This window comes from Rathayibacter sp. VKM Ac-2856, from assembly GCF_013205055.1.
Classification (GTDB): domain Bacteria; phylum Actinomycetota; class Actinomycetes; order Actinomycetales; family Microbacteriaceae; genus Rathayibacter.
Map to the genome: position 1 here is coordinate 215,834 of NZ_JABMLF010000005.1, position 21,341 is coordinate 237,174.

Genomic DNA, 21,341 nt, shown 5'->3' on the forward strand with positions numbered 1-21,341 from the left:
CCGGCCCTTGCTGCGGAGTGGCCCGTGGAGCGCGCCCCCTTCATGCTGATCGAGTAGCCCGCGGAGCGGGCGTATCGAGATCCACCGTCGCAGACACGGTGGCGTGCCGCCTCAGGTATCGGCGAGGGTGGGTCTCGATACGCCCCTGCGGGGCTACTCGACCAGCATGGGGATACGCCCCTCCGGGGCTACTCGACCAGCATGGACGCGGCCGGGGTCACCCGCAGCCAGACGAACTGGAGGGGGGCGAGGCGGAAGCCCTCGCGGAGGTCGACGGCGATCTCGGTCACGAGGTCGAGGGCCTCGGGGGCGAAGCCGCCGAAGCGCTCGGGCGCGACCTCCTGCGCCTCGTCCGAGACGTTCGCGAGGACGAGCACCGACTCGCCGTCGCCCGGGCGGAGGTAGCCGAGCACGTGGTCGTTCACCGGGTCGAAGGCGATCAGCGCGTTCCCCGCGAAGAGGTCCGTGCGCTTCCGGATCGCGATCAGGTGCAGCAGCCCGCCGAAGACCTCCGCCGCGTCCGCTCCCGGGGTCTCCCGCTCGGCGTAGCGCGCCTCGGGGCGCCGCGGCCGGTTCACCCAGCGGGAGTCGCCCGCCGTGCTCGGATCGTCCAGGTAGGAGTGGTCGTTCAGTTGGCCGACCTCGTCGCCGAGGTAGAGCAGCGGCAGCCCGCCGGTGCTGAGCGCGATCGAGTGCGCCAGCAGCACCCGGTCGATCCCGTACGGGTCGCCCGCCTCGACGCCCGCGAGCGAGGCGGTCGTGCCGGAGACGCGCCGGTCGCCGGTCCGCGGGTTCTCCTGGAACGGCACGCCCCGGGCGAAGGTGCCCTCGAAGCGGTCCGTGTAGAAGTCGTTGAGGAAGCGCCGGTGCCCGGCCGCATCGATCCCCAGCTCGGCCGCGTCCTCGTCGGCGAACGTCCAGCCGATGTCGTCGTGGCCGCGGACGTAATTCACCCAGGCCGTGCCCTCGGGCAGCGCGTGCCGGCGCTCGAGGGCCTGCGCGAGCAGCCGGGCGTCGCGGGTCGCGAGCGCCTCCCAGGTCAGGGCCATCTGCAGCGGGTTGTAGGAGAGCTGGCACTCCTCGACGTCGATGTACTCGATCACCTCATCGGGGTGCACGATCGCCTCGGACTTGAACAGCAGCGACGGCGCCGCGAGCCGGCAGACCTCGTTGAACGCGCGCAGCAGCAGGTGCGCCTCGGGCTGCGACTCGCAGGTCGTGCCGAGCTCCTTCCAGATGAAGGCGACGGCGTCCATCCGCAGCGCGTCGACGCCCTGGTTGGCGAGGAAGAGCATCTCGCCTGCCATCGCGCGGAAGACCTCGGGGTTGGCGTAGTTGAGGTCCCACTGGTAGCGGTGGAAGGTCGCCCAGACCCAGCGGCCGTCCTCGAGCTGCACGAAGGAGCCGGGGTGGTCGTCCGGGAAGATCTCTCGGGTCGTCCGCTCGAACGCGTCCGGCTGCTCGCGGTCGGGGTAGATCCAGTAGTAGTCCTCGAAGCGCTGCTCGCCCGCGAGCGCCTTCCGCGCCCACTCGTGCTCGTTCGAGGTGTGGTTGAAGACGAAGTCGACGACCAGCGCGATGCCCTGCTCGCGCAGCTCGGTCGCGAGCAGGCGCAGGTCCTCCATGTCGCCGAGGTCCGGCCGCACGCGGCGGTAGCTCGACACCGCGTAGCCGCCGTCCGACTCCCCCTCGGGCGCGTCGAAGACCGGCATCAGGTGCAGGTAGTTGAGTCCGATGCTGCGGAAGTAGGGGATCTCGGCGCGCAGCCCCGCGAGGTCGCCGGCGTAGCGGTCGACGTAGCAGACGCCGCCGAGGGCCTTGTTCGAGAGGAACCAGTCCGGGTGCTGACCGCGACTGCGATCGAGCGCGCGCAGGTCCTCGGGGCGCTCCTGCCACGAGGCCGCGGCGAGCTCGACGAGGTCGACGATCTGCTCGGCGAGGTCCTCGCGGTGCCGGTACACCGCGGCGAGCAGCTCGACCAGCCGCGGCAGCCGGGCGTCCAGGCGCTCCTGGAACTCCGGATCGGCGACCGCGCCGTCGAGCGCGTCGAGGCGCGAGCGCACGGCCGTGAGCAGATCGTCGGGGGTGGGCTCCGCATCGTCCAGCACTGCACCGGGCAGAGCTGTGGCGGGGAGCTGCGTCGAATCGAACACCGTCGTCCTTCCGAGGGGCGTCCGCCCGGCGGGGGGCGGATTCCCCGATGCTAGACGATCGGGGGACGACCGGCGACCGCCATGCGGAGCACCGTCCGGGCTGCCAGAACGCGGCGCTCCCCGGGGTCGGCACTCCAGCCCTCGCGCCAGCCGGCGAACCAGGCCCGCAGCGCCGGGCGATCGCTCCGCCAGCGCAGGCACTGGATCGCCGTCCACGAGGCGACGTAGGCGAGGGCCAGCGGCGCGGGCAGCGAGCGACGGGCGAGCCACACCCGGTTGCGGGCGTTGAGGCGGTAGTAGTCCTCGTGCCGGGTCTGCTGGATCACCGGGTGCTGCGCGACGAGCTCGCCCGCGTACCAGGTGCTCCGCCCGGTGTCCCAGACCCGCCAGGCCAGCTCGATCCCCTCGTGCGCGTAGAAGAAGGGCGCCGCCCAGCCGCCGGTCCGCTCGAAGACGTCGCGCCGCAGTACGACCGCGCCCTCCCAGACCGAGAAGACCGGACCGGAGCGGCGCGGGTCGCCCTTGAGGATGCGCGGCGTCCAGCGCCGGGGCGCCGGAGTGCCGTCGACGCTGTCGACCCGGGGCTGCACCATCCCGATCCGGCGGGGCGAGGCGAGCAGGGCGACCGCGTCACGGAGGAAGCCCGGCGACGGCACGCGCGCGTCGTCGTCGAGGAAGAAGAGGTACTCGCCGGCGACGGCGGGCACGCCCGCGTTCCGGCCGGCCGGGATGCCGAGGTTCTCGGGCAGGGCGAGCGCGCGGACCCCGTCCGGCAGCCCCTCGGGCGCCCAGCCGTTGCCGACGCAGACGACGTCGAGCTCGACCCCCTCCTGGGCGAGGACGCTCGCGAGCCCGGCCGCCAGGTCGTCCGGCCGGGTGCCCTGGGTGAGCACGACGACGCCGACGCGCGGAAGCGCACCGGTCACCGGCTCAGGAGCGGACACGCTTGGACGCCATGATCGCGACGAAGTGGCCGACGAGCGCGAGGAGCGCGAGCGGCAGCAGCGCCGACACCAGCACGCGGTCGGCGGTGCCCGCGCCCACCACCAGCCCGACGAGACTCGCGGCGAAGGCCAGCATGGTCAGCTCGACCGAGTGGTACAGCCGGTGGAACGGCACGAAGCGCGCGGCGCGGCGCAGGCGCGCGAGACCGGAGGAGGACGGCGTCGCCTCGCCCTTGGTGTCGGCGAGCCTGGTCAGCCCCGCGTTCGCGCGGGCGACGTGCACCATGTCGTTGAGGGCCTTGTTCAGCACGATCACCAGGGCCAGCGCCAGGCCGATCGTGGTCCAGAGGAAGTCCTCGGGGGCGTCGAACGGCAGGCCCGCCGCACGCAGGCCGAGCGCGATGGGGATCAGCGACTCGGTCGTGTAGTGGCCGACCTTGTCCAGGAACACGCCCGCCGGCGACGAAGTGCGGCGCCAGCGCGCGACCTCGCCGTCGCAGCAGTCGACGAGCATCTGCAGCTGGCCGAGGATCAGCGCGAGCGCGGCGCCCGCGACCCCGGGGATCAGCAGCGCGGCGGCGGCGCTCCAGCCGACCAGGATCATCAGCCCGGTCACGCCGTTCGCCGAGATCGACGTGCGCAGCAGCAGCATCGTCAGGTACGGCGAGAAGCGGCGCAGGTACAGCGATGCCGTCCAGTGCTCGGCGTTGCGGCGCCCGCGGACCTCGGGCGGCTGGGCGACGGCGCGCAGCTCGGCGATCGTGCGCGGTCTGGCGGTGCTGGTCATGCGTCCCTCGCGGTGTCGGCGGCGCTCTGGTGGCGGTGCGCGGCGATGTTGCTGGTGAGGCCCGCGAAGCCGAGGACGAAGCCCGTCCCCCAGGCGACGTGGATGGAGGGGATCACGACGAGGAACCACAGCATCGTGCGCGGTCCGTCGGCGCGGGCGACGGCGACGGTCGCGGCAGCGACGAGCGCGAGGTAGCCGACGGGCACGACGAGCCCGAGCAGCAGCCAGGGCGCCGCGCCGACCAGCGCCTGCACCGCTCCGGCGACCCCGGCGAGCAGGCCGAGGGCGAGCAGCGCCACGAGGACGGGCGGCGCGAAGTAGCGCAGCGACCGCGAGGCCGGGAACAGCCGGGTCAGCTCGCCCCGCCACATCCCGGTGGAGAGGAACTGCCGCAGCAGCGCCCGCATCGACGGCCGCGGGCGGTAGGTGACGGTGAGGCGCGGGGTGAACCAGACGATCCCGCCCGCCTCGCGCAGCCGGCGGTTGAGCTCCCAGTCCTGGCCGCGCTTGAAGCGCTCGTCGAAGAGCCCGGCGCGCTCGAGGGCGGAGCGGCGGAAGACGCCGAGGTAGACGGTGTCCGCCGGTCCCTCCTCGCCGCCGACGTGGTGCGGGGTGCCGCCGAGGCCGATCCGCGAGCCGTAGGCGCGGGCGACGGCGCGCTGGAACGGGGTGAGCCCCTCCGCCGCCATCACTCCCCCGACGTTCGCGGCGCCCGAGCGCTGCAGCGCCTCCACGGCGATCCGCGCGTAGTCGGGCGGGAGCACGGAGTGGGCGTCCACTCGGACGACGACGGGGTGGCGGGATGCGCGGATCGCCGCGTTCAGCCCCGCGGGGGTCGAGCCGACGGGGTTGGCGACGACGCGGATCCGCTCGTCGGCGGCGCTCAGACCGGCGACGAGCTCCTCCGTGCCGTCGATGCTGGGCGCGAGGGCGAGGACGACGTCGAAGGGCCCGGTGTAGTCCTGCGCGAGCAGCGAGTCGACGGCCGCGCGGACGTGGGTGACCTCGTTCAGCACGGGCATCACGTAGGAGACGCCGGGCAGATCGGGGAGGTCGTCCGTCGGGATCTCGGGCTGCATGGGTCCAGTTCGTGAGGCGGGGCCGGGCGTCCTGGCCGGACGCGGGCGCCCCACACTACCAGCGGGCCGCGCCCCGCCCGGCGGACGCGGAGCAGCCCCCGCGGACGGATCCGCGGGGGCTGCCGAGCGGACGTCGGTCCGCCGCCGGAGGGGTCAGCTGGTCGCCATGGTCCCCAGCGTGACGTCGAGCTCGAAGCTCTTGCCGCCGCGCACGTAGGTCAGCGTGACGTCGGCGTTCGCGGCCTGCGCGCGGACCTGGGCGGTGAGGTCGGAGGCGCTCGTCACGGGCGTACCGGCGATGCCCGTGACGATGTCGCCGGCCGCGAGACCGGCGGCCTGGGCGGCGCCGCCGCTGGTCACCTCCTGGATCCTCGCGCCGAGGACGTCCTCGGTGGAGTCCGAGACGCTCGCGCCGAGGAGGCCGTGGGTGGCGGAGCCGTTCGCGATGATCTCCTTCGCGACGCGCTCGGCGACCGCGCTGGGGACGGCGAAGCCGACGCCGATGTTGCCCGACTGGCCGCTCGAGCCGGAGGACTGGCCCGCACTCGCGATCGCGACGTTGACGCCGATCAGCTCACCGTCGCTGTCGAGCAGCGCGCCGCCCGAGTTGCCCGGGTTGATCGCCGCGTCCGTCTGGATGACGGGGAGCGAGATCGTGCTGGTCGCCTGGGTCTGCGGGGTCTGACCGGGGATGTCGAAGTTGAACGGGCTCTCCGTGCCGCCGCTCGAGCTGTCCCCCGAGTCGTCGGGAGCGGCCGAGGAGGCGACCTGGATGCTCCGGTTGAGCGCGCTGACGATGCCGTCGGTGACGGTGCCGGAGAGGCCGAGCGGTGCCCCGATCGCGACGGCGGTGTCGCCGACGTTGACCTCGGAGGAGTCGGCGAAGGTGATCGGCACCAGGTCCGTCGCGTCCGCCAGCTTGATCACGGCGAGGTCGAGGGTCGGGTCGGTGCCGACGATGGTCGCGGTGAAGATGCGGCCGTCGGACGTGGTCACGGTGACCGCGCCGTCCGAGATCTGGCCGTCGAGGGTCACCACGTGCGTGTTGGTGAGGACGTAGCCGTCCTTGGAGAGGACGATGCCCGATCCGGTGCCGGAGGAGGAGCTGCCGGCGACGGCGATCGTGACGACGCTCGGGGTGGCCTTGGCGGCGACCGCGGTCGCGGTGGTCGCGTCCTCCGCGTTGTTCACCGTGATGGTCTGCGAGCCGCTGGAGGAGACGACGCGGGTCCCGGCCCCGTTCGAGGCCGACCAGAGACCGAAGACGCCGGCTCCGGCGACTCCGCCGACGACCGCGCCGATGGCGAGGGCCGCGACGACGCCGACTCCGGCGCGGCGCTTGGTCGCCGTCGGGCCGGCGGGGGGCTGGCCGCCGCCGAACGAGCCGTGCTCGCCGACGGGCGGCTGCTCGGTGCTCTGCACGGTGTGCGCGGCCGGAGGGGCGAACTGGCCGTAGCGCGGGGTCGGCGGGACCGGCTGGGCCTGGTTCCCCTCCGCGGAGTTCGAGGTGTAGGGCGGCTGCGGGGCCGTGCCCCCGGGCAGCGGGAGCGTGGGGTGCTGGGCCTCGGGGAGGGGCTCGGTGGCCCCGGTGGACGACGACGGCGCTCCGGTGCCCTCCGAGGAGGTGGGCTGTCCGGGGGTGTGCTCGCCGGAGATGGGGTGGTTCGCCTCGTGGCGGCGATCCTCCGGCGTGCGGGGATCCTCCGGCTGACGAGGACCGTCGTGACTCTCGGTCATGGGTGGTGCTCCTTCCAAGCGGGGATAGCTTGACCAGCCAACCTGTGCGTTCCTTATGACGCTCCTGCAAGCGGCACCCCAATGCGCGACCGTGCGCGGTGACGGCCTCAGCCGCCAGACTGGCGGGGTGAGCATCCACGGATCCTGGACCCGCGCCGCCGCCGGCGCCGGTCTTCTCGGCCCGAGCGGCGAGGTCGCCGCCACCGTCTTCAGCGAGATGAGCGCGCTCGCCGCGCGGACCGGGGCGATCAACCTCGGCCAGGGCTTCCCGGACGAGGACGGGCCCGAGGAGGTGCTCGAAGCGGCGCGCACGGCCATCACTGCCGGTCTGAACCAGTACCCGCCGGGCCCCGGCTTCCCCGTGCTCCGCGAGGCGGTCTCGGCGCACCAGCGCCGCTTCTACGGACTCGAGGTCGACCCGGACGGCGAGGTGCTGGTCACGACGGGCGCCACCGAGGCCCTGGCCGCGACGATGCTCGCGCTGCTCGAGCCCGGCGACGAGGTCGTCACCTTCACTCCGCACTACGACGCCTACGGTGCGCTGATTGCGCTGGCGGGCGGCGTGCACCGCACAGTGCCGCTGCGGGGCTCCGACTTCCACGTCGACCACGAGGAGCTGGCGGCCGCGGTGACCGACCGCACCCGCGTCATCCTGGTCAACGACCCGCACAACCCCACCGGGTCGGTGCTGCCCGCCGAGACGCGGGAGCTGATCGTCCGGCTCGCGCACCGGCACGACGCGCTGATCGTCACCGATGAGGTCTACGAGCACCTGCGCTTCGACGGCGCGCACGTGCCGATCGCGACGCTGCCGGGGGCGCGGGAGCGCACCCTCACCGTCTCCTCCGCGGGCAAGACCTTCAGCACGACCGGCTGGAAGATCGGCTGGATCAGCGGCCCGCGCGAGCTGATCACGGCGGTGCTCGCGGTGAAGCAGTTCCTCACCTACGTCAGCGGCTCGCCGTTCCAGGGCGCGGTGGCGGTCGGCCTCGGGCTCGGCGACTCCTTCTTCCACGGCATCACGTCGACGCTCGAGCGCAAGCGCGACCTGCTCTCGACCGGGCTCGCCGCGGCCGGCTTCACGATGTCGCCCTCCGCGGGCTCCTACTTCGTCGTCGCCGACGCGGCTCCGCTGGGCTGGGACGACGGTGTCGCCTTCTGCCGGGCGCTGCCGGGCCTCGCCGGAGTGGTGGCGGTGCCGGTGTCGGCGTTCTGCGCCGACGCGGACGCCGAGGCCTACCGCTCGCTCGTGCGGTTCGCCTTCTGCAAGCGCTTCGAGGTGCTCGACAGCGCGGCGGAGCGGCTAGCGGGACTCGCGCGCCGCGGCTGACCGGCGGCCGGCCCGCACGGGGCGGACCTCGAAGCGCCGCAGCGCGAGCGCGGGGTTCTTCTCGCGGGCCGCGGCGATGCGCTCCTGCGAGAGCCAGGCGACAGCGACGTCCTCGACCTCGCCGAGCGTCGCGATCTCGACGCCCATCGGGTCGACGATCATGCTCGTGCCGACCCCGATCGGCGGCGTCTGATCCGCAGCGACGAGGTAGATCGTGTTCTCGAGGGCGCGCGCGGTGACCAGGGTGCGCCAGTGCGCCTCCTTGAGCGGGCCGCGCACCCACTCGGCGGGAGCGGCGACCACGTCGGCGCCCGCGTCGACGAGCCAGCGGGTGACCTCGGGGAAGCGCAGGTCGTAGCAGGTCTGCAGACCGACGACGAGGCCGCCGACCTCGAAGGTCTGCGGGACGCCGATCTCGCCGGGCGCGACCCAGTCGGACTCGGTCTGGCCGAAGGCGTCGTAGAGGTGCAGCTTGCGGTAGGTCGCGACGACCGCTCCCCCGGGGTCGACGGCGACGAGCGTGTTCGCGATCCGCCGGCCGTCGTCGACCGACTCGACCATGCCCTCGACGAGGTGGACGCCGAGCTCGCGGGCGATCTCGCCGAGACCCTGGACGAAGGGCCCGTCGAGCGCCTCGCCCGCGGCCACGAGCTCGGGTCCGAGCGGATCGACGAAGAACGAGCTGTACTCGGGGAGGACGACGACGCTCGCGCCGCGCTGCGCCGCGACGCCGGCGAGGCGCCCGATGACGGCGAGGTTGGCCTCGCGGTCGGCGGTGGGAGCGAACTGCGCCACGGCGAAGCCGACGGCCGCGCCCTTCGCGGGCCCGGCCGCCTTCCGCGCCGACGCCCTGCGCTGCGCCGCCATCAGCTCGGCGGGTAGAGGAAGAGCGGGACGCTCGAGGCCGGGATCGTCCGCGCGTGGTACGCGTGGTCGTTGCCCCAGTTGTACTCCTCCAGCGAGACCGTGCCGTCGCCGTTCACGGACTGCACGTAGGCGACGTGGTTGCCGTTGAACCAGGCGACGCTGCCGGGGACGGGCGTGGTGCTGGTCTCCCAGCCGTGCGACGCCCACTGGCCGGCCCAGGCGTAGGCGCTGCCGCCGCCGGGGGTCATGTTGCCCCAGGTCCACTTGAACGGCGCGCCGGTCGAGCCCTGGTCGCGGTTGAGGCGCCAGGCGACGAAGTCGACGCACTCGCGGTAGTAGTAGCGCAACGGCGAGAGGCCGCCGCCCTGGTCGTCGGTCAGCGCGTCGCGCCAGGGGTAGTCGTCGCCCTCCTCGCGCGGGGTGACGGAGGTGCTGGAGCCGGCCGAGCGGCTCGTCGCGGCTCCGGTCGAGGTGCCGGCGGCCTCCTCGGCGGCTGCCGCTTCTGCGGCCGCAGCGGCGTCGGCGGCGGCCTTCTCGGCGGCGGCGGCGAGGGCGCGCGCCTGGGCGGCGGCCTCGTCGAGCTGCGCCTGCGTGGGCGCGGTGAAGGAGTCGCGGATGACCTGCTCCTGCACGGCGGTCGAGGCGACGGTGAGCTTCTGGTTGCCGAGCGCCTGGATCCGGGCGGCGGCCTCGATCGCGGCCTGCGAGTCGGGGGCCGGGTCGAAGGAGTAGGCGGGGAGGGCCATCACGGCGACCATGCCGGCGATCGCGGCGGCGGCGACCGTGCTGACGGTGGTGCGCAGGACGCGGCCCCGGCGGCGGCGGACCGGCGCGACGGCCGCGAGGACGGGGGTGCGCACCGCGACGGGGGCGACGGGCACCGGACGGGTGCGGGGCGCGGCTCCGGACGCGGACCGGGGCGCCTGTGCGGCGGACTCCGCCTCGCGCCGGCTCCGGCGGGTCAGGTGGACCCCTTCGTTCGCGGTCCCCTCTCGGGTCGCTCCTGCGGTCTCGTCCACCTGATCGTCGCTCACACCAGCACCCTTCGCGTCCCCGGACGAGGATAGCGTGCACCCTCCTACGACACACCGAGCGACCCGGACGTCGAGCCGCGCGGGTCGCGATCCGCCCTCCGGGCTGCTCGCCCAGCAGGCATCTGCGCGTGGGTCTCGATCCGCCCTCCGGGCTGCTCGACCAGCACGGGCTGCGCCCTCCCTGCAGGGGCCGCCCCGCCCGTGCAATGCCGCCCCGTCCACGCGGGGCCCGCCCCGTCCACGCTGATCGAGTAGCCCGCGCAGCGGGCGTATCGAGATCCGCCGACGACCGCGGGCGCGCCCGGTCGGCAGTCCCCTGCCGCTCGCGTCCCGGGCGGAGTAGCGTCGCGCGGAGGACGCGGCGACGGCGCCGTGCGGACGGGAGTGCGGTCATGATCCGGAGCGAGCGGGCCTTCAGCGGCTTCAGCGTGCACGACGTCGAGGCGGCGAGGGCGTTCTACGGCGACGTCCTGGGCCTCGACGTGTCGATGAACGCGATGGGGATCCTCGACATCGCCTTGCCGGGCGGCGGATCCGCCATCGCCTACCCCAAGCCCGGTCACGAGCCGGCCGGCTTCACGATCCTGAACTTCGCGGTCGAGGACGTCGACGCCGCCGTGGCGGAGCTGAACGCCGCCGGCGTCGTCACGAAGATCTACTCCGACAGCGAGCTGCCGACCGACGAGACCGGCGTGATGCGCGGGCACGGTCCGACGATCGCCTGGTTCCGCGACCCGTCCGGCAACGTCCTGAGCGTCATCGACGCGGCGGCCTGATCGTCGCTGCTGACGAGCACCGCCGTTAAAGACGGAAGCCGGTCGCTTTAGCGACCGGCTTCCGTCTTCTTGTTGCGGGGGCAGGATTTGAACCTACGACCTCTGGGTTATGAGCCCAGCGAGCTACCGAACTGCTCCACCCCGCGGCACAAGAGAAGACATTACACGGGGATCAGAGCGGATGCAAATCGGCGGCAGAGCAGATCGCGGAGGTGGGGTCGCGCGGCCGGTCAGGCCCGCTTCGACGCCGTCCACGCGACGCCGTCCACGGCTCCCGCGGCCAGGTCCAGGCGCGTCGCGCTCAGGGCCGCTGCGATCTCGTCGGACGAGCGCTCCCACGTGCGGACGGCGGCGTCGACGACCCGCGGCCGCTGCTGCGACCCGATCACGGCCGTGCCGCCGGGTGCGAGGAACCACTCGACGATCCGCGCCCACTCCTCGACGTCCGGGAGCCAGGCGACGGCGTCGAGCGTCGTCACGACGGCGTCGAAGGCGTCGGGCTCGGGCAGCATGTGCCGCAGCTCGTAGACGTTGGCGCAGACGAAGCGGGAGCGCTCCGCGAGACCCCGCTCGCGCGCCGCCTCCCGAGCCCGGCGGATCGCCGGCATCGAGAAGTCGACGCCGATGACGTCCTCGCCGCGCTCCGCGAGCTCGAGCGCGTCGGCACCGGAGCCGCACTGCAGGTGCAGCACCCGGGCGCCCGCCGGCACCGCCGCCGCGAACGCCCGGAGGGGCGCGCCGTCATCGGCACGCCCCTCCCAGTACTCCCGGTTCGGATCGAGCCACTCCCCTGCACGCAGGTGCTCGCCACGATCGACCTGGACCATCGGCCTACTGCTGCCCCTCTGCCGCCAGCGCCCGCTGGAGCGCCTCGGTGAGCTGCTCGTCGGCCGCCGCGAACGCGGTCAGGTCGCCGGAGCGCAGTGCCGACTCGCGGGCGGCGAGAGCGGCGCTCGCGTCGCTCAGCGCGGCCTGGAGCTCGGTCTGGTCGCCGGTCGCACCGCCGGTGCCGCCCGTCTCCGTGCCCGCGTCGCCGGTCCCGGTGTCGCCGGTGCCCGGGTCGGCCGTGTCGGTCGGCGTCGGGGTCGGCGTGACGACCGTTCCGGTGTCGCCGGCGTCCGCTCCGGAGTCGCCGCCGAAGAGGCTGTCCAGTGCGGCGTCGAGCGTGTCCTCGAAGGCGATGTCGTCGCCGAACGCGACCAGCACCTTCTGCAGGAGCGGGAAGCTCGTGTCGCCGTTCGAGCTGACGTAGATCGGCTGCACGTAGAGCAGACCGCCGCCGACCGGGAGGGTCAGCAGGTTGCCCCGCGTGACGGTGGTGTCACCGCGCTGGAGCAGCGCCAGCTGGTTCGCGACCGTCGGGTCGGTGTTGAACGCGTTCTGCACCTGACCGGGGCCGGGCACCGTGTCGTCGCTCGGCAGCTCGAGCAGGCGGAGCGTGCCGTAGCCGTCGGCCACCGCGCCCTCCGACGAGCCCGCGTCCGAGTCGGCGACGAGGTAGCCGGTGAGCACGTTGCGGCTCGCCTGGCTGCCGGGCGTGCTCGCCGGGATGTACGTGGAGTACAGCGAGTACGACGGCGTCTCGACGTCCGGCGTCTGCAGCGTCAGGTAGTACGGCGGCTGCAGGGTGTCGCCGCCGACCGCGGCCGCGGCGGAGTTGCCGCTGGTCGGGTCGTTCGGCGTGGACCAGGCTGCCTCGCGGGAGTAGAAGGAGCCCGCGTCGGTGACGTGGTACGTGCCGAGGACGGCGCGCTGGACCTTGAAGAGGTCCTCCGGGTAGCGGACGTGGCTGAGCAGCTCGCCGGACATCTCGCTGATCGGCTCGACGGTGCTCGGGAAGATCTTCTGCCAGGTCTGCAGGATCGGGTCCTCGGTGTCCCAGGCGTACAGCGTGACGCTGCCGTCGTAGGCGTCGACCGTCGCCTTGACCGAGTTGCGGATGTAGTTGACGTCGTCGGTCGGGAACTGCTGCTGCGTGTTCGTGTCGGCGATCGCCTGCGAGAGGCTCTGCACCTCCGAGTACGGGTAGTCCGCGGAGGTGGTGTAGCCGTCGACCACCCAGACGACGCGGTCGTCGACCACGGTCGGGTAGGCGTCCGAGTCGAGCGTCAGGTACGGCGCGACCTTCTGCACGCGCTGCACCGGGTCGCGGTCGTAGAGGATCTGCGACTGCGCGTTGACGCCGTCCGAGAGGAAGATCTGCTCGGACTGGAACTTGATCGCGTAGACGAGCTTCTTGAAGACGTTGTCGAGCGAGGGTCCGCCCTCGCCGTCGAAGGTCGTGTAGGTCTGCTGCTCGCCCTCGGTGCCCGACGGGTAGTCGAGCTCGATGTTGCGGTCGCCGGTGCCGCCGACGATCGAGTACGCCGGCGAGTTCTCGCCGAAGTAGATGCGCGGCTCGTAGTCGCCGAGGTCTCCGGTCGTCGGGACGCCCGACTCGATGAAGACGGGCTCGCCGTCGGCCGAGCGCTGGTTGCCGTAGGCGGCGACCAGACCGTAGCCGTGGGTGTAGACGAGCGTCTGGTTGTACCAGGTCTGGTTGTTGCCGAGGCCGTTGAGATTCAGCTCGCGGACGCCGACGACGGCGTCCTGCGTCGCGCCGTCGATCGAGTAGCGGTCGACGTCGAGCGCGTTCTGCTGGTCGCCGAAGGAGTAGTACTGGCGGAACTGCTGCAGCTGCGAGAAGGCGTCGGTCACGACCGCGGGGTCGAGGATGCGGATGTTGGCCGTGGTCTCGGCGTCGGAGCGCAGCGCGCCCGGCTCGGCGTCGGTCGTCGCGTCGTACGGGATGACCTGGACGTCGGAGACGCCGTAGGCCTGCCGCGTCATGTCGATGTTGTCCTGGATGTACTGCGACTCGAGCGTGCGCTCGTTCGGCTCCACCTGGAACTTCTGCACGACCCACGGGTAGAGCGAGCCGACGAGCAGGCTCGCCACGATGAGGAGCGCGGTGCCGATGACCGGCAGGCGCCAGCGGCCGATGAAGGCCGTGATGATGAACAGGACCGCGATCAGCGCGGAGATCGCCGCGAGGATCTGCAGGCCGGGGATGGTCGCGTTGACGGAGGCGTAGGTCGCGCCGGTGATGCGGACACCCTGACGGCTGAGGGTCGCGTACTGGTCGAGCCAGAGGCTGACCGCCTGCACGAGCAGGTAGAGCGCCGCGATGATCGCGAGCTGGATGCGCGACGACTTCGAGATGCGCACCTCGCGGCCGTTGATCCGGATCGCGCCGTAGAGGTAGCCGGTGGCCAGGGTGGCGAGCGCCGAGATGATCAGGACCGCCGAGGCGAAGCCGACGATGCTCTGGTAGAAGGGCAGCTCGAAGAGGTAGAAGGACGTGTCGAGTCCGAACAGCGGATCCGTGTCGCCCGAGGGCGTGCGGTTCCAGAAGGTGAGGCTCGTCTGCCAGCGGGTGGACGAGGAGACGCCGGCGAAGAGGCCGAGGACGGCCGGGATGCCGAAGGTCGCCAGGCGCCGCAGCGGCTCGACGACCTGCTGGTAGCGGTCGATCTGCGAGTTGAGCTTGGCGTAGACCGGGCGGAGCCGGTACGCGAGCGTCAGGCTCACGAAGACGGGGACGGCCATCGCGACGAAGCCGATGACGAACAGCCCGCCCGCGGCGAACCACTGCGTCGTGAGCACCGAGAGGAACCCGAGCTGGTCGTACCAGAGGATGTCGGTGTAGAGGCCGGCGAAGACGAAGAACGCCACCACCAGCACGGCGACCACCACGACCGTGACGGCGAGAACGCTCCGTCTCTTGCGCGGCGGGGCTTCGGTTGCTGCAGAACTCACGGATAAGCCTCTTGCTGTAGAGATGTGACGGGAGGCTCCCCATGGTAGGCGACGCGTGCCGGGGTCACCTGAGCGTCGCCCTCAGGGAGCGGTCGCGCGCCTCCGCTCTGAGCGGACACGCCGCGGCCCGTCTCCCGCACGCCGGTCGAGCAGCCCCGCGGGGGCGCGCGCCCCGTGCGGGTCGAGCAGCCCCACAGGGGCAGGGGGGCGCGGCGGGACCCGCCCGCCCATGCTGGTCGAGTAGCCCCGCAGGGGCGTATCGAGACCCCGCGCCGATCCGCGGGCCGGCGATCATCGTCGAACGGACGCGAAGCGGCCCCCGGCCAGCACGCAGGCCCCGCTTGCGGTCCACTCGCACGCCGACGATCCCGCGAGTGGACCGGAGCCGGGGTCTCCTGCTTCGACAGTGCCCACCCTGCGTCCACTCGCGGCGGTGGATCTCGGTGCGCCCGCTGCGCGGGCTACTCGCCGGCGTCAGTCGATCGGGGTCGCGGCGTCGCAGGTGGGGAGGGCGGCGGTGTCGCCGGAGTCGATGCCGCGGAGGGCGGCGAGGGCGTCGTCCAGGGTCGCGACGCTGAAGACGCTCAGGCCGTCGGGGACGTGGCCGACGACCTCGTTGCAGTTGTCGGCGGGAGCGAGGAAGTACTGCGCCCCCGCGTCGACCGCGCCGAACATCTTCTGCCGGATGCCGCCGATCGCGCCGACCTCGCCCGCGACGTCGATGGTGCCGGTGCCGGCGACGGACTCGCCGCCGTTGAGGGCGCCCTCGGTGAGCTTGTCGATGATCCCGAGCGCGAACATCATGCCCGCGCTCGGCCCGCCGACGTCGTCGAGGCGGATGTCCACTTCGAAGGGGAAGTCGAAGACCGCGCCGGCGACGATGCCGATGACCGCCGCTCCGTCGACCTCGACCGGGGTGACCTGCACGTCCTGGTCGGCGCCGTCGCGCTCGACGGTGAGAGTGATCGGCTGCTGCGTGCCCGAGGCCTGGACGGCGTCGCGGAGGGCCGGGACGTCGGCGACCGGCTCACCCGCGACGGCGAGGATCTCGTCGCCGGGCTCGAGCACACCGTCGGCGGGCGAGTCGTCCGGGATCTGCGCGACCGAGACGCGCTGGCCGATCGGGTAGCCGAGCTCGGTGAGCGCGGCCGCGATCGCCTCCTGCTGCGAGCCGGTCATCTCGGCCTGGTTCGCCTCGTCGCGCTCCTCGACCGTGGAGGTGGGCGGGAAGATCTGCGCGACGGGGACGACGGCCTTGGTGCGGTCGAACCAGGCGGCGGCGACCTCGATCCAGGTGGGCAGGCTCTGCGGGTTGCCGACCACCGAGACGGTCAGCATGTCGAGGGTGCCCTCGGTGGGGTAGGTCGGCTCGTCGGGGATGGAGATGAGCGGCACGTCCTCGCCGCTCGTGCCGAGGGTGTCGAAGACAGGGCCCGGCTGCTCGATCACGTACGGGGAGGGGGTGACGCCGAGGCCGACCACGAGGGCGACGCCGGAGAAGAGGACCGCGGGGCCGACCCAGGCGCGCCGGCCGCGCGGGGAGGAGGGGCGCGGGTCGGCGGAGAACAGCACAGGGGGGCCTTTCTGGGGACGTGCAGGGCGGCGGCGCCGGCGTGTTCGCGGCGGGCGGAAGCGGGTCGGGGCCGGGCGGTCGACTTCACGTCGTGGCCTCGGACGCTCGGGCTAACGTAGCTTGCACGACTGGGAGTCGTGTCACGATCCGTCGCCCGAACCGGGCGTGCAGAGGCCGGCTCCACCCGACGAGGGAGGGCTCTCCGAATGGCCGAAGGCGACAACGCGGACCGACCGGGCGGCGGCTCCGAGGACGAGTTCCGCGAGATGCTCCGGCAGTTCCTCTCCGGGGACGGACCCATCGACCCGAGCAGGCTCGCGGGCGCCGCGGGCCTCCCGAACGACCCGGCCGCGCTGCAGAACCTGCTCTCGCAGCTGCAGAGCGCGATGCAGCAGACGGGAGGCGGCATCAACTGGTCGCTCGCGCTCGAGCAGGCGAAGCAGCTGGCCCGTGCCGAGTCCGTCCCGGTCACCGACGCCGTCCGCGCGCCGTTCGACGGCGCCTTCGGCGTCGCGGCGCTGTGGCTCGACGAGGTCGCCTACGTCTCCGAGCTGAGCCGCGCGCCCCGCACCATCAGCCGGCTCGAGTGGATCTCGCTGACGATGCCGGTCTGGACGCAGCTCGCCGAGCCGGTCGCCCTCAGCATCTCGAACGCGCTCACCGGTGTGATGCGCGACCAGGCGCCGGAGGAGATGCAGTCGATGATCGCCGGCGCCGAGGACATGATGCGCGGCATCGGCGGCACCCTCTTCGCCCTCCAGCTCGGCCAGGTGGTGGGCCAGCTCGCCGCCGAGGTCGTCTCGGGCGGCGACATCGGCATCCCCCTGCTCGAGGAGAACGACGCGGCGATCCTGCCGCAGAACGTCGCGGCGTTCGGCGAGGGCCTCGACATCCCCGTCGACCAGGTGCAGATCTACCTCGCGGTGCGGGAGCTGGCGCACGCCCGGCTGTTCCGGCACGGCAAGTGGGTCCGGCTCGCGCTCATCTCGCAGATCACCGACTTCGCCCGGGGCATCACGATCGACACGAGCCGCCTCGAGGAGCTCGCCGAGAACTTCGACCCCTCGAACCCCGAGGAGCTGCGCGACGCGATGACGTCCGGCGCGCTGATCCCGCCGAAGACGGAGGAGCAGCTCGCGGCGCACGGCCGCCTCGAGACGATGCTCGCGCTGATCGAGGGCTGGGTCGACGTGGTCACCGCCGCGGCGACCACGCGCCTGCCCAGCGCCGGCGCGATCGCCGAGACCGTCCGCCGCCGCCGCGCGTCCGGCGGCCCCGCCGAGTCGGCCTTCGCGACCCTCGTCGGGCTCGAGCTGCGGCCGCGCCGGCTCCGCGAGGCCGCCGCGATGTGGCAGGCCGTCACCGACGCGGTGGGCCCGGAGGCGCGCGACGCGCTCTGGTCGCACCCCGACGTGCTCCCCGGCTCGGAGGACCTGGACGACCCCTCGCGCCTGGTCGCCCGCCTGAGCGCCGAGGCCCGGGGCGAGACCCCGGAGCCCGACGAGATGGACCGCGCGCTCGAGGAGCTGCTGAACGGCACGACGCCCACGGCGCCGGAGGACGGCGTCGACGGCGACGTCGACGGCGGCACCGCGGACGGCACCCGTCCGGACGACGACGGCACCCCGCCCACCGGCGATCGACCCGTCTGACCCCACCGTCCGACCCCCGCGCGGGAGCGGTCCACGACCTGTGGACAACTCCCGCGCCGCCGAGCCGCTCTCGGCCATGATCTCCCGATGGTCCTCCGGCTCGATCCCCGCTTCCCCCTCGTCTGGCGCTCCGCGACCGCGATGCAGATCGGCCTCGACCACCCGCGCGTGGTGCTCGAGGGAGTGGGCTACGCCGAGGAGCTGCTGCTGCACGCGCTGCGGCTCGGCACGAGCACCGGCACGGCACGGCTGATCGCGACGCGCGCCGGCGCCTCGGACGCGCGAGTCGACGAGGTGCTCGCGGCTCTCCGCCCCGTCCTGGTGCGCCGCATCGACCCGACGCCGCCGGTGCCCCCGAGGGTGGTCGTCGAGGGCGCCGGCTCGGCGGCGGACGCCCTGCGCGGTCTGCTGCGCGGCGAGGGCTGCGAGCTGGTCGGCGAGGACGCGCTGCCGGAGCTCGCGGTGCTGGTCGCGGACTTCGCGGTCGCGCCGGCCCGCGCCGCGCACTGGCTCTCGAGCGATGTGCCGCACCTGGCGGTCGTCTTCGGCGACGAGTCGGTGCGGATCGGCCCGCTCGTCGAGCCGGGCGCGGGGCCCTGCCTGCACTGCGCCTACCGCGACCGGATCGACCTCGACCCCGACTGGCCGCGGCTGGTCATCCAGGTGCTCGGCGCGACCGCGGCGACCCGGACTCCGCTCTCCAGCGCCGCCGTCGCGGTCGCGGCTGCCGACGCCGCGCTCCGGCGGCTGCACGCCGGCTGGACCGGGCTGCGGAGCAGCGTGCGCACCTACTCGGACGCCTCCGGAGCGTTCAGCGAGCGCCGGCTGGAGCCGCACCGCGAGTGCGCGTGCCGATCTCTGCGAGGAAGCGCGACGGCTCCCGCCGCGTGACCCGGCCCACCGTCGACTGCGACCAGGACAGCCGCAGCCGCTGCCGGGCACGGGTGATGCCGACGTAGAGCAGCCGGCGCTCCTCGTCGATCGCCTCGAGCCCGCTCGCGTACGAGATCGGCAGCAGGCCCTCGGTCAGCCCCATCAGGTGCACCGACTCCCACTCGAGCCCCTTGGCGGAGTGGAAGGTGGCCAGGGTGACCGCCGCGCGGTCCGGCTCGTGGTGCACCTGCTGGCGGGCGAGGAGGTCGTCGGTGAACTGCTTGAAGGTCCAGCCGGCCGGCGCCTCGTCGACGAGCCGGGCGAGCGTGTCCAGCGACTCCCAGCGCTCGCGCACGGCGCCGGGCGCGGAGGGCGGCTCGGCGCTCCAGCCCAGCGAGCGCAGGACGTCGCTGACCGACTTGAACAGCGGCTCCCCCGAGATGGAGACCGAGGCCGCGCGCAGCTGCATCACCGCCTGCTTCACCTCGGGCAGGTCGAAGAAGCGCTTGCCGCCGCGCAGGTGCGCCGCGACGCCGCGCTCGTGCAGTGCGCGCTCGAGGATCGCGGACTGCGAGTTGGTGCGGAAGAGGATCGCGATGGCGGAGGGGCGCACGCCCGCCTCGATGTCGGCCGCGACGCGCGCCGCCACTCCCCTGGCCTCGGCCACGTCGTCGGGGTAGGAGTCGATCGCCGGCTCCGGAGCGGCCGCCGTGGCGGGCGCGCCGGCCGCGGAGTGCAGCACGAGAGCGCCGGGCCGGCCGCGCATCAGGCGGTTCGCCGTCTGCACGATCGGTGGCGCGGAGCGGTAGTTCTCCTCGAGCCGCACGACCGTCGCGGCCGGCCAGCGCGTGCCGAAGTCGAGGAGGTAGTCGGCGCGGGCGCCGGCGAAGGAGTAGATGGTCTGGCTCGCGTCGCCGACCACGCAGAGGTCGCTGCGGTCGCCGAGCCAGAGCTCGAGCAGCCGCTGCTGGAGCGGGTTCACGTCCTGGTACTCGTCGACGACGAAGAAGCGGTACTGCTCCCGGACCTGCATCGCCATCGCGGGCTCGGACTCGAGCATGCCGGCCGTGACGAGCAGGACGTCCTCGAAGTCGATCTGGCGGCGCTGGTCCTTCAGGCCCTCGTACTCGTCGACCATCGCGACGGTCTGCTCGAGGGTCAGGCGGCCGGGCAGGGCCCGGGTCCGCGCGGCGACGGCGTACTGCTCGAGCGAGAGGGCCGAGACCTTCCGCCACTCGATCTCGGCGGAGAGGTCGCGGAGCGTCGCGGTGTCCAGCTTCAGCCGGAGCCGCTCCGCCGCGTGGCCGAGCAGCCGCGCCTTGCCGTCGAGCAGCTGCGGCATGGTGCCGCCGACCAGCTGCGGCCAGAAGAAGCCGAGCTGCGAGAGCGCGGCGGCGTGGAACGTCCGGGCCATGACGCCGCCCGCGCCCAGCACCCGCAGCCGGGAGCGCAGCTCGGCGGCCGAGCGGCTGGTGAAGGTGAGCGCCATGACGCGGGCGGGCGTGTAGACGCCGGTGGCTACGCCGTGCGCGATCCGGTGCGTGATGGTCCGCGTCTTGCCGGTGCCCGCGCCGGCCAGGACGCAGACCGGGCCGAGCAGCGCCTCCGCCGCCTCGCGCTGCCCCTCGTCGAGTCCGTCGAGCAGGGTCACGCGACGATGGGGCCGTTCTCGAGCGATCCCCCGTACCAGTCCTCGATCATCGCGCGGGCGATCGACGAGCGGCCGGGCAGCAGCACCGAGTCGAGCGAGTCGTGCAGCTGCTGGCGGGTGAACCAGCGCAGGGCGACGATCTCCTCGCCGTCGGGCAGGAGGTCGGCGGGGGCCTGGTCGTCGGCCAGGCGCGCGGTGAAGCCGACCATCAGCGAGGCCGGGAACGGCCAGGGCTGCGAGCCGAGGTACTGCGGGTCGACGACGCGAATGCCCGACTCCTCGAAGATCTCGCGGACGACGGCCGCCTCGAGCGACTCCCCCGGCTCGACGAAGCCGGCCAGCAGCGAGAAGCGGCCGGTGCCCCACATCGCGTTGGAGCCCAGCAGCAGGCGGTCGTCGGCGTCGAGGACGCAGACGATGATCGCCGGATCGGTGCGCGGGAAGACCTGGCTGCCGTCGGCGGGCGAGCGGCGGACCCAGCCGCCCTGCTCGACGACGGTCGCCTCGCCGTTGCGCGGCGAGAAGCCGTGCGAGGCGTGCCAGTTGACCATCGCGAGCGCCTCGGTGAAGAGGCCGGCGTCGCGGTCGCTGAGGTGCTCGGCGAGGGTGCGCAGCGCGCCCCAGGCGGCGTCGTCGGGCGCGAGGGCGCTCGCCTGCTCCTCCGTGAGCACGGCGGCGACGACGGGGGTGCCCGCGGGCTCGCCCTCGGCGTCGACGGTGGTGCGGCCGAGGTAGAGGCGGAGCGCGCCGGCCGGCACGTCGGCCGCGGGGCGCAGCGCGAGGCTCTCGCCCGACACGAGGGCGCGGTCGCCGCGGAGCAGGAGGACGCGGGTGGCCGGGTCCGCGTCGAGCTCGTCGAAGAGCTCGGGGCGCGCGCGGGCGAGGTAGTCGCGGTCGACCGCCTGGCGGGCGAGCGGGAGTCGGTCGGAGAAGGACGGGATCATGCGGGCTCATTTCGAAGCGGTGCCGGGGGACGGCCGGTGCGGGGCCGAGGAGGTGGCGGGCCGGGAGGCGACCGGGAGGAGCGCGGCTCCTCGACGGCATCGGCTGGTCAGCGCGTGGCGACCGGCCGGTCGGGCGCCCGGCG

General features: G+C 73.4%; 16 protein-coding genes and 1 tRNA gene. 4 read left to right on the top strand and 13 right to left on the bottom strand.

Translation table 11 applies throughout. The features are described from left to right. Window positions 1-188: 188 nt before the first annotated feature. The 5 genes from HQQ82_RS16240 to HQQ82_RS16260 form a co-directional block, all read right to left on the bottom strand. Window positions 189-2,153, bottom strand: coding sequence for an amylosucrase (locus HQQ82_RS16240; RefSeq protein ID WP_367947980.1), 1,965 nt, complete (start codon window positions 2,151-2,153; stop codon window positions 189-191). Window positions 2,154-2,203: 50 nt separating this feature from the next. Then, on the bottom strand, window positions 2,204-3,079 hold the full coding sequence (locus tag HQQ82_RS16245) for a glycosyltransferase (RefSeq protein WP_173235286.1): 876 nt from the start codon (window positions 3,077-3,079) through the stop codon (window positions 2,204-2,206). 4 nt (window positions 3,080-3,083) lie between these two features. Beyond that, on the bottom strand, window positions 3,084-3,884 hold the full coding sequence (locus HQQ82_RS16250; protein WP_173235072.1) for a CDP-alcohol phosphatidyltransferase family protein: 801 nt from the start codon (window positions 3,882-3,884) through the stop codon (window positions 3,084-3,086). Beyond that, window positions 3,881-4,963 (bottom strand): glycosyltransferase family 2 protein, encoded by a 1,083-nt coding sequence (locus tag HQQ82_RS16255; RefSeq protein ID WP_173235074.1) that lies wholly within the window; start codon window positions 4,961-4,963, stop codon window positions 3,881-3,883. Before HQQ82_RS16255 ends, HQQ82_RS16250 begins: the two co-directional genes overlap by 4 nt. 153 nt (window positions 4,964-5,116) lie before the next feature. Beyond that, window positions 5,117-6,700: a S1C family serine protease gene (locus tag HQQ82_RS16260; protein ID WP_173235076.1), complete on the bottom strand. Its 1,584-nt coding sequence runs from the start codon at window positions 6,698-6,700 to the stop codon at window positions 5,117-5,119. A gap of 127 nt (window positions 6,701-6,827) precedes the next feature. Between HQQ82_RS16260 and HQQ82_RS16265 the strand changes: the two genes are divergently transcribed. Further along, window positions 6,828-8,030, top strand: coding sequence for a pyridoxal phosphate-dependent aminotransferase (locus HQQ82_RS16265; protein WP_173235078.1), 1,203 nt, complete (start codon window positions 6,828-6,830; stop codon window positions 8,028-8,030). On the opposite strand, the gene HQQ82_RS16270 is transcribed toward HQQ82_RS16265, so the two are convergent. Both HQQ82_RS16270 and HQQ82_RS16275 read right to left on the bottom strand, forming a co-directional pair. Further along, window positions 8,004-8,897 carry a carbon-nitrogen hydrolase family protein gene (locus HQQ82_RS16270; RefSeq protein ID WP_173235080.1) on the bottom strand — a complete coding sequence of 298 codons (894 nt, stop codon included), beginning with the start codon at window positions 8,895-8,897 and terminating at the stop codon, window positions 8,004-8,006. The genes HQQ82_RS16265 and HQQ82_RS16270 overlap by 27 nt on opposite strands. Next, a complete protein-coding gene (locus HQQ82_RS16275) occupies window positions 8,897-9,931 on the bottom strand; it encodes a CHAP domain-containing protein (protein WP_173235081.1) in 1,035 nt (344 codons plus the stop codon). The genes HQQ82_RS16270 and HQQ82_RS16275 overlap by 1 nt, the downstream gene beginning before the upstream one ends. Window positions 9,932-10,323: 392 nt before the next feature. Here HQQ82_RS16275 and HQQ82_RS16280 point away from each other — a divergent pair, with 392 nt between their 5' ends. Continuing rightward, window positions 10,324-10,707 carry a VOC family protein gene (locus HQQ82_RS16280; RefSeq protein ID WP_173235083.1) on the top strand — a complete coding sequence of 128 codons (384 nt, stop codon included), beginning with the start codon at window positions 10,324-10,326 and terminating at the stop codon, window positions 10,705-10,707. 72 nt (window positions 10,708-10,779) lie between these two features. On the opposite strand, the gene HQQ82_RS16285 is transcribed toward HQQ82_RS16280, so the two are convergent. The 4 genes from HQQ82_RS16285 to HQQ82_RS16300 form a co-directional block, all read right to left on the bottom strand. After that, window positions 10,780-10,853 (bottom strand) — tRNA-Met (locus tag HQQ82_RS16285). Between the two features lie 84 nt (window positions 10,854-10,937). Beyond that, window positions 10,938-11,534, bottom strand: a complete 597-nt coding sequence (locus HQQ82_RS16290) for a bifunctional 2-polyprenyl-6-hydroxyphenol methylase/3-demethylubiquinol 3-O-methyltransferase UbiG (protein ID WP_173235085.1) — start codon at window positions 11,532-11,534, stop codon at window positions 10,938-10,940. Window positions 11,535-11,538: 4 nt separating this feature from the next. Then, window positions 11,539-14,505 carry a UPF0182 family protein gene (locus HQQ82_RS16295; protein ID WP_367947981.1) on the bottom strand — a complete coding sequence of 989 codons (2,967 nt, stop codon included), beginning with the start codon at window positions 14,503-14,505 and terminating at the stop codon, window positions 11,539-11,541. 474 nt (window positions 14,506-14,979) lie between these two features. Next, window positions 14,980-16,077 (bottom strand): S16 family serine protease, encoded by a 1,098-nt coding sequence (locus HQQ82_RS16300; RefSeq protein ID WP_173235087.1) that lies wholly within the window; start codon window positions 16,075-16,077, stop codon window positions 14,980-14,982. A gap of 207 nt (window positions 16,078-16,284) precedes the next feature. Here HQQ82_RS16300 and HQQ82_RS16305 point away from each other — a divergent pair, with 207 nt between their 5' ends. Further along, a complete protein-coding gene (locus HQQ82_RS16305) occupies window positions 16,285-17,730 on the top strand; it encodes a zinc-dependent metalloprotease (protein WP_173235089.1) in 1,446 nt (481 codons plus the stop codon). Window positions 17,731-17,817: 87 nt separating this feature from the next. Continuing rightward, window positions 17,818-18,621, top strand: coding sequence for a hypothetical protein (locus HQQ82_RS16310; RefSeq protein WP_173235092.1), 804 nt, complete (start codon window positions 17,818-17,820; stop codon window positions 18,619-18,621). On the opposite strand, the gene HQQ82_RS16315 is transcribed toward HQQ82_RS16310, so the two are convergent. Further along, window positions 18,542-20,254: an ATP-dependent helicase gene (locus tag HQQ82_RS16315; RefSeq protein ID WP_173235094.1), complete on the bottom strand. Its 1,713-nt coding sequence runs from the start codon at window positions 20,252-20,254 to the stop codon at window positions 18,542-18,544. The genes HQQ82_RS16310 and HQQ82_RS16315 overlap by 80 nt on opposite strands. Beyond that, a complete protein-coding gene (gene nudC / locus HQQ82_RS16320) occupies window positions 20,251-21,198 on the bottom strand; it encodes an NAD(+) diphosphatase (protein ID WP_173235096.1) in 948 nt (315 codons plus the stop codon). Before nudC ends, HQQ82_RS16315 begins: the two co-directional genes overlap by 4 nt. Between the last annotated feature and the right edge of the window lie 143 nt (window positions 21,199-21,341).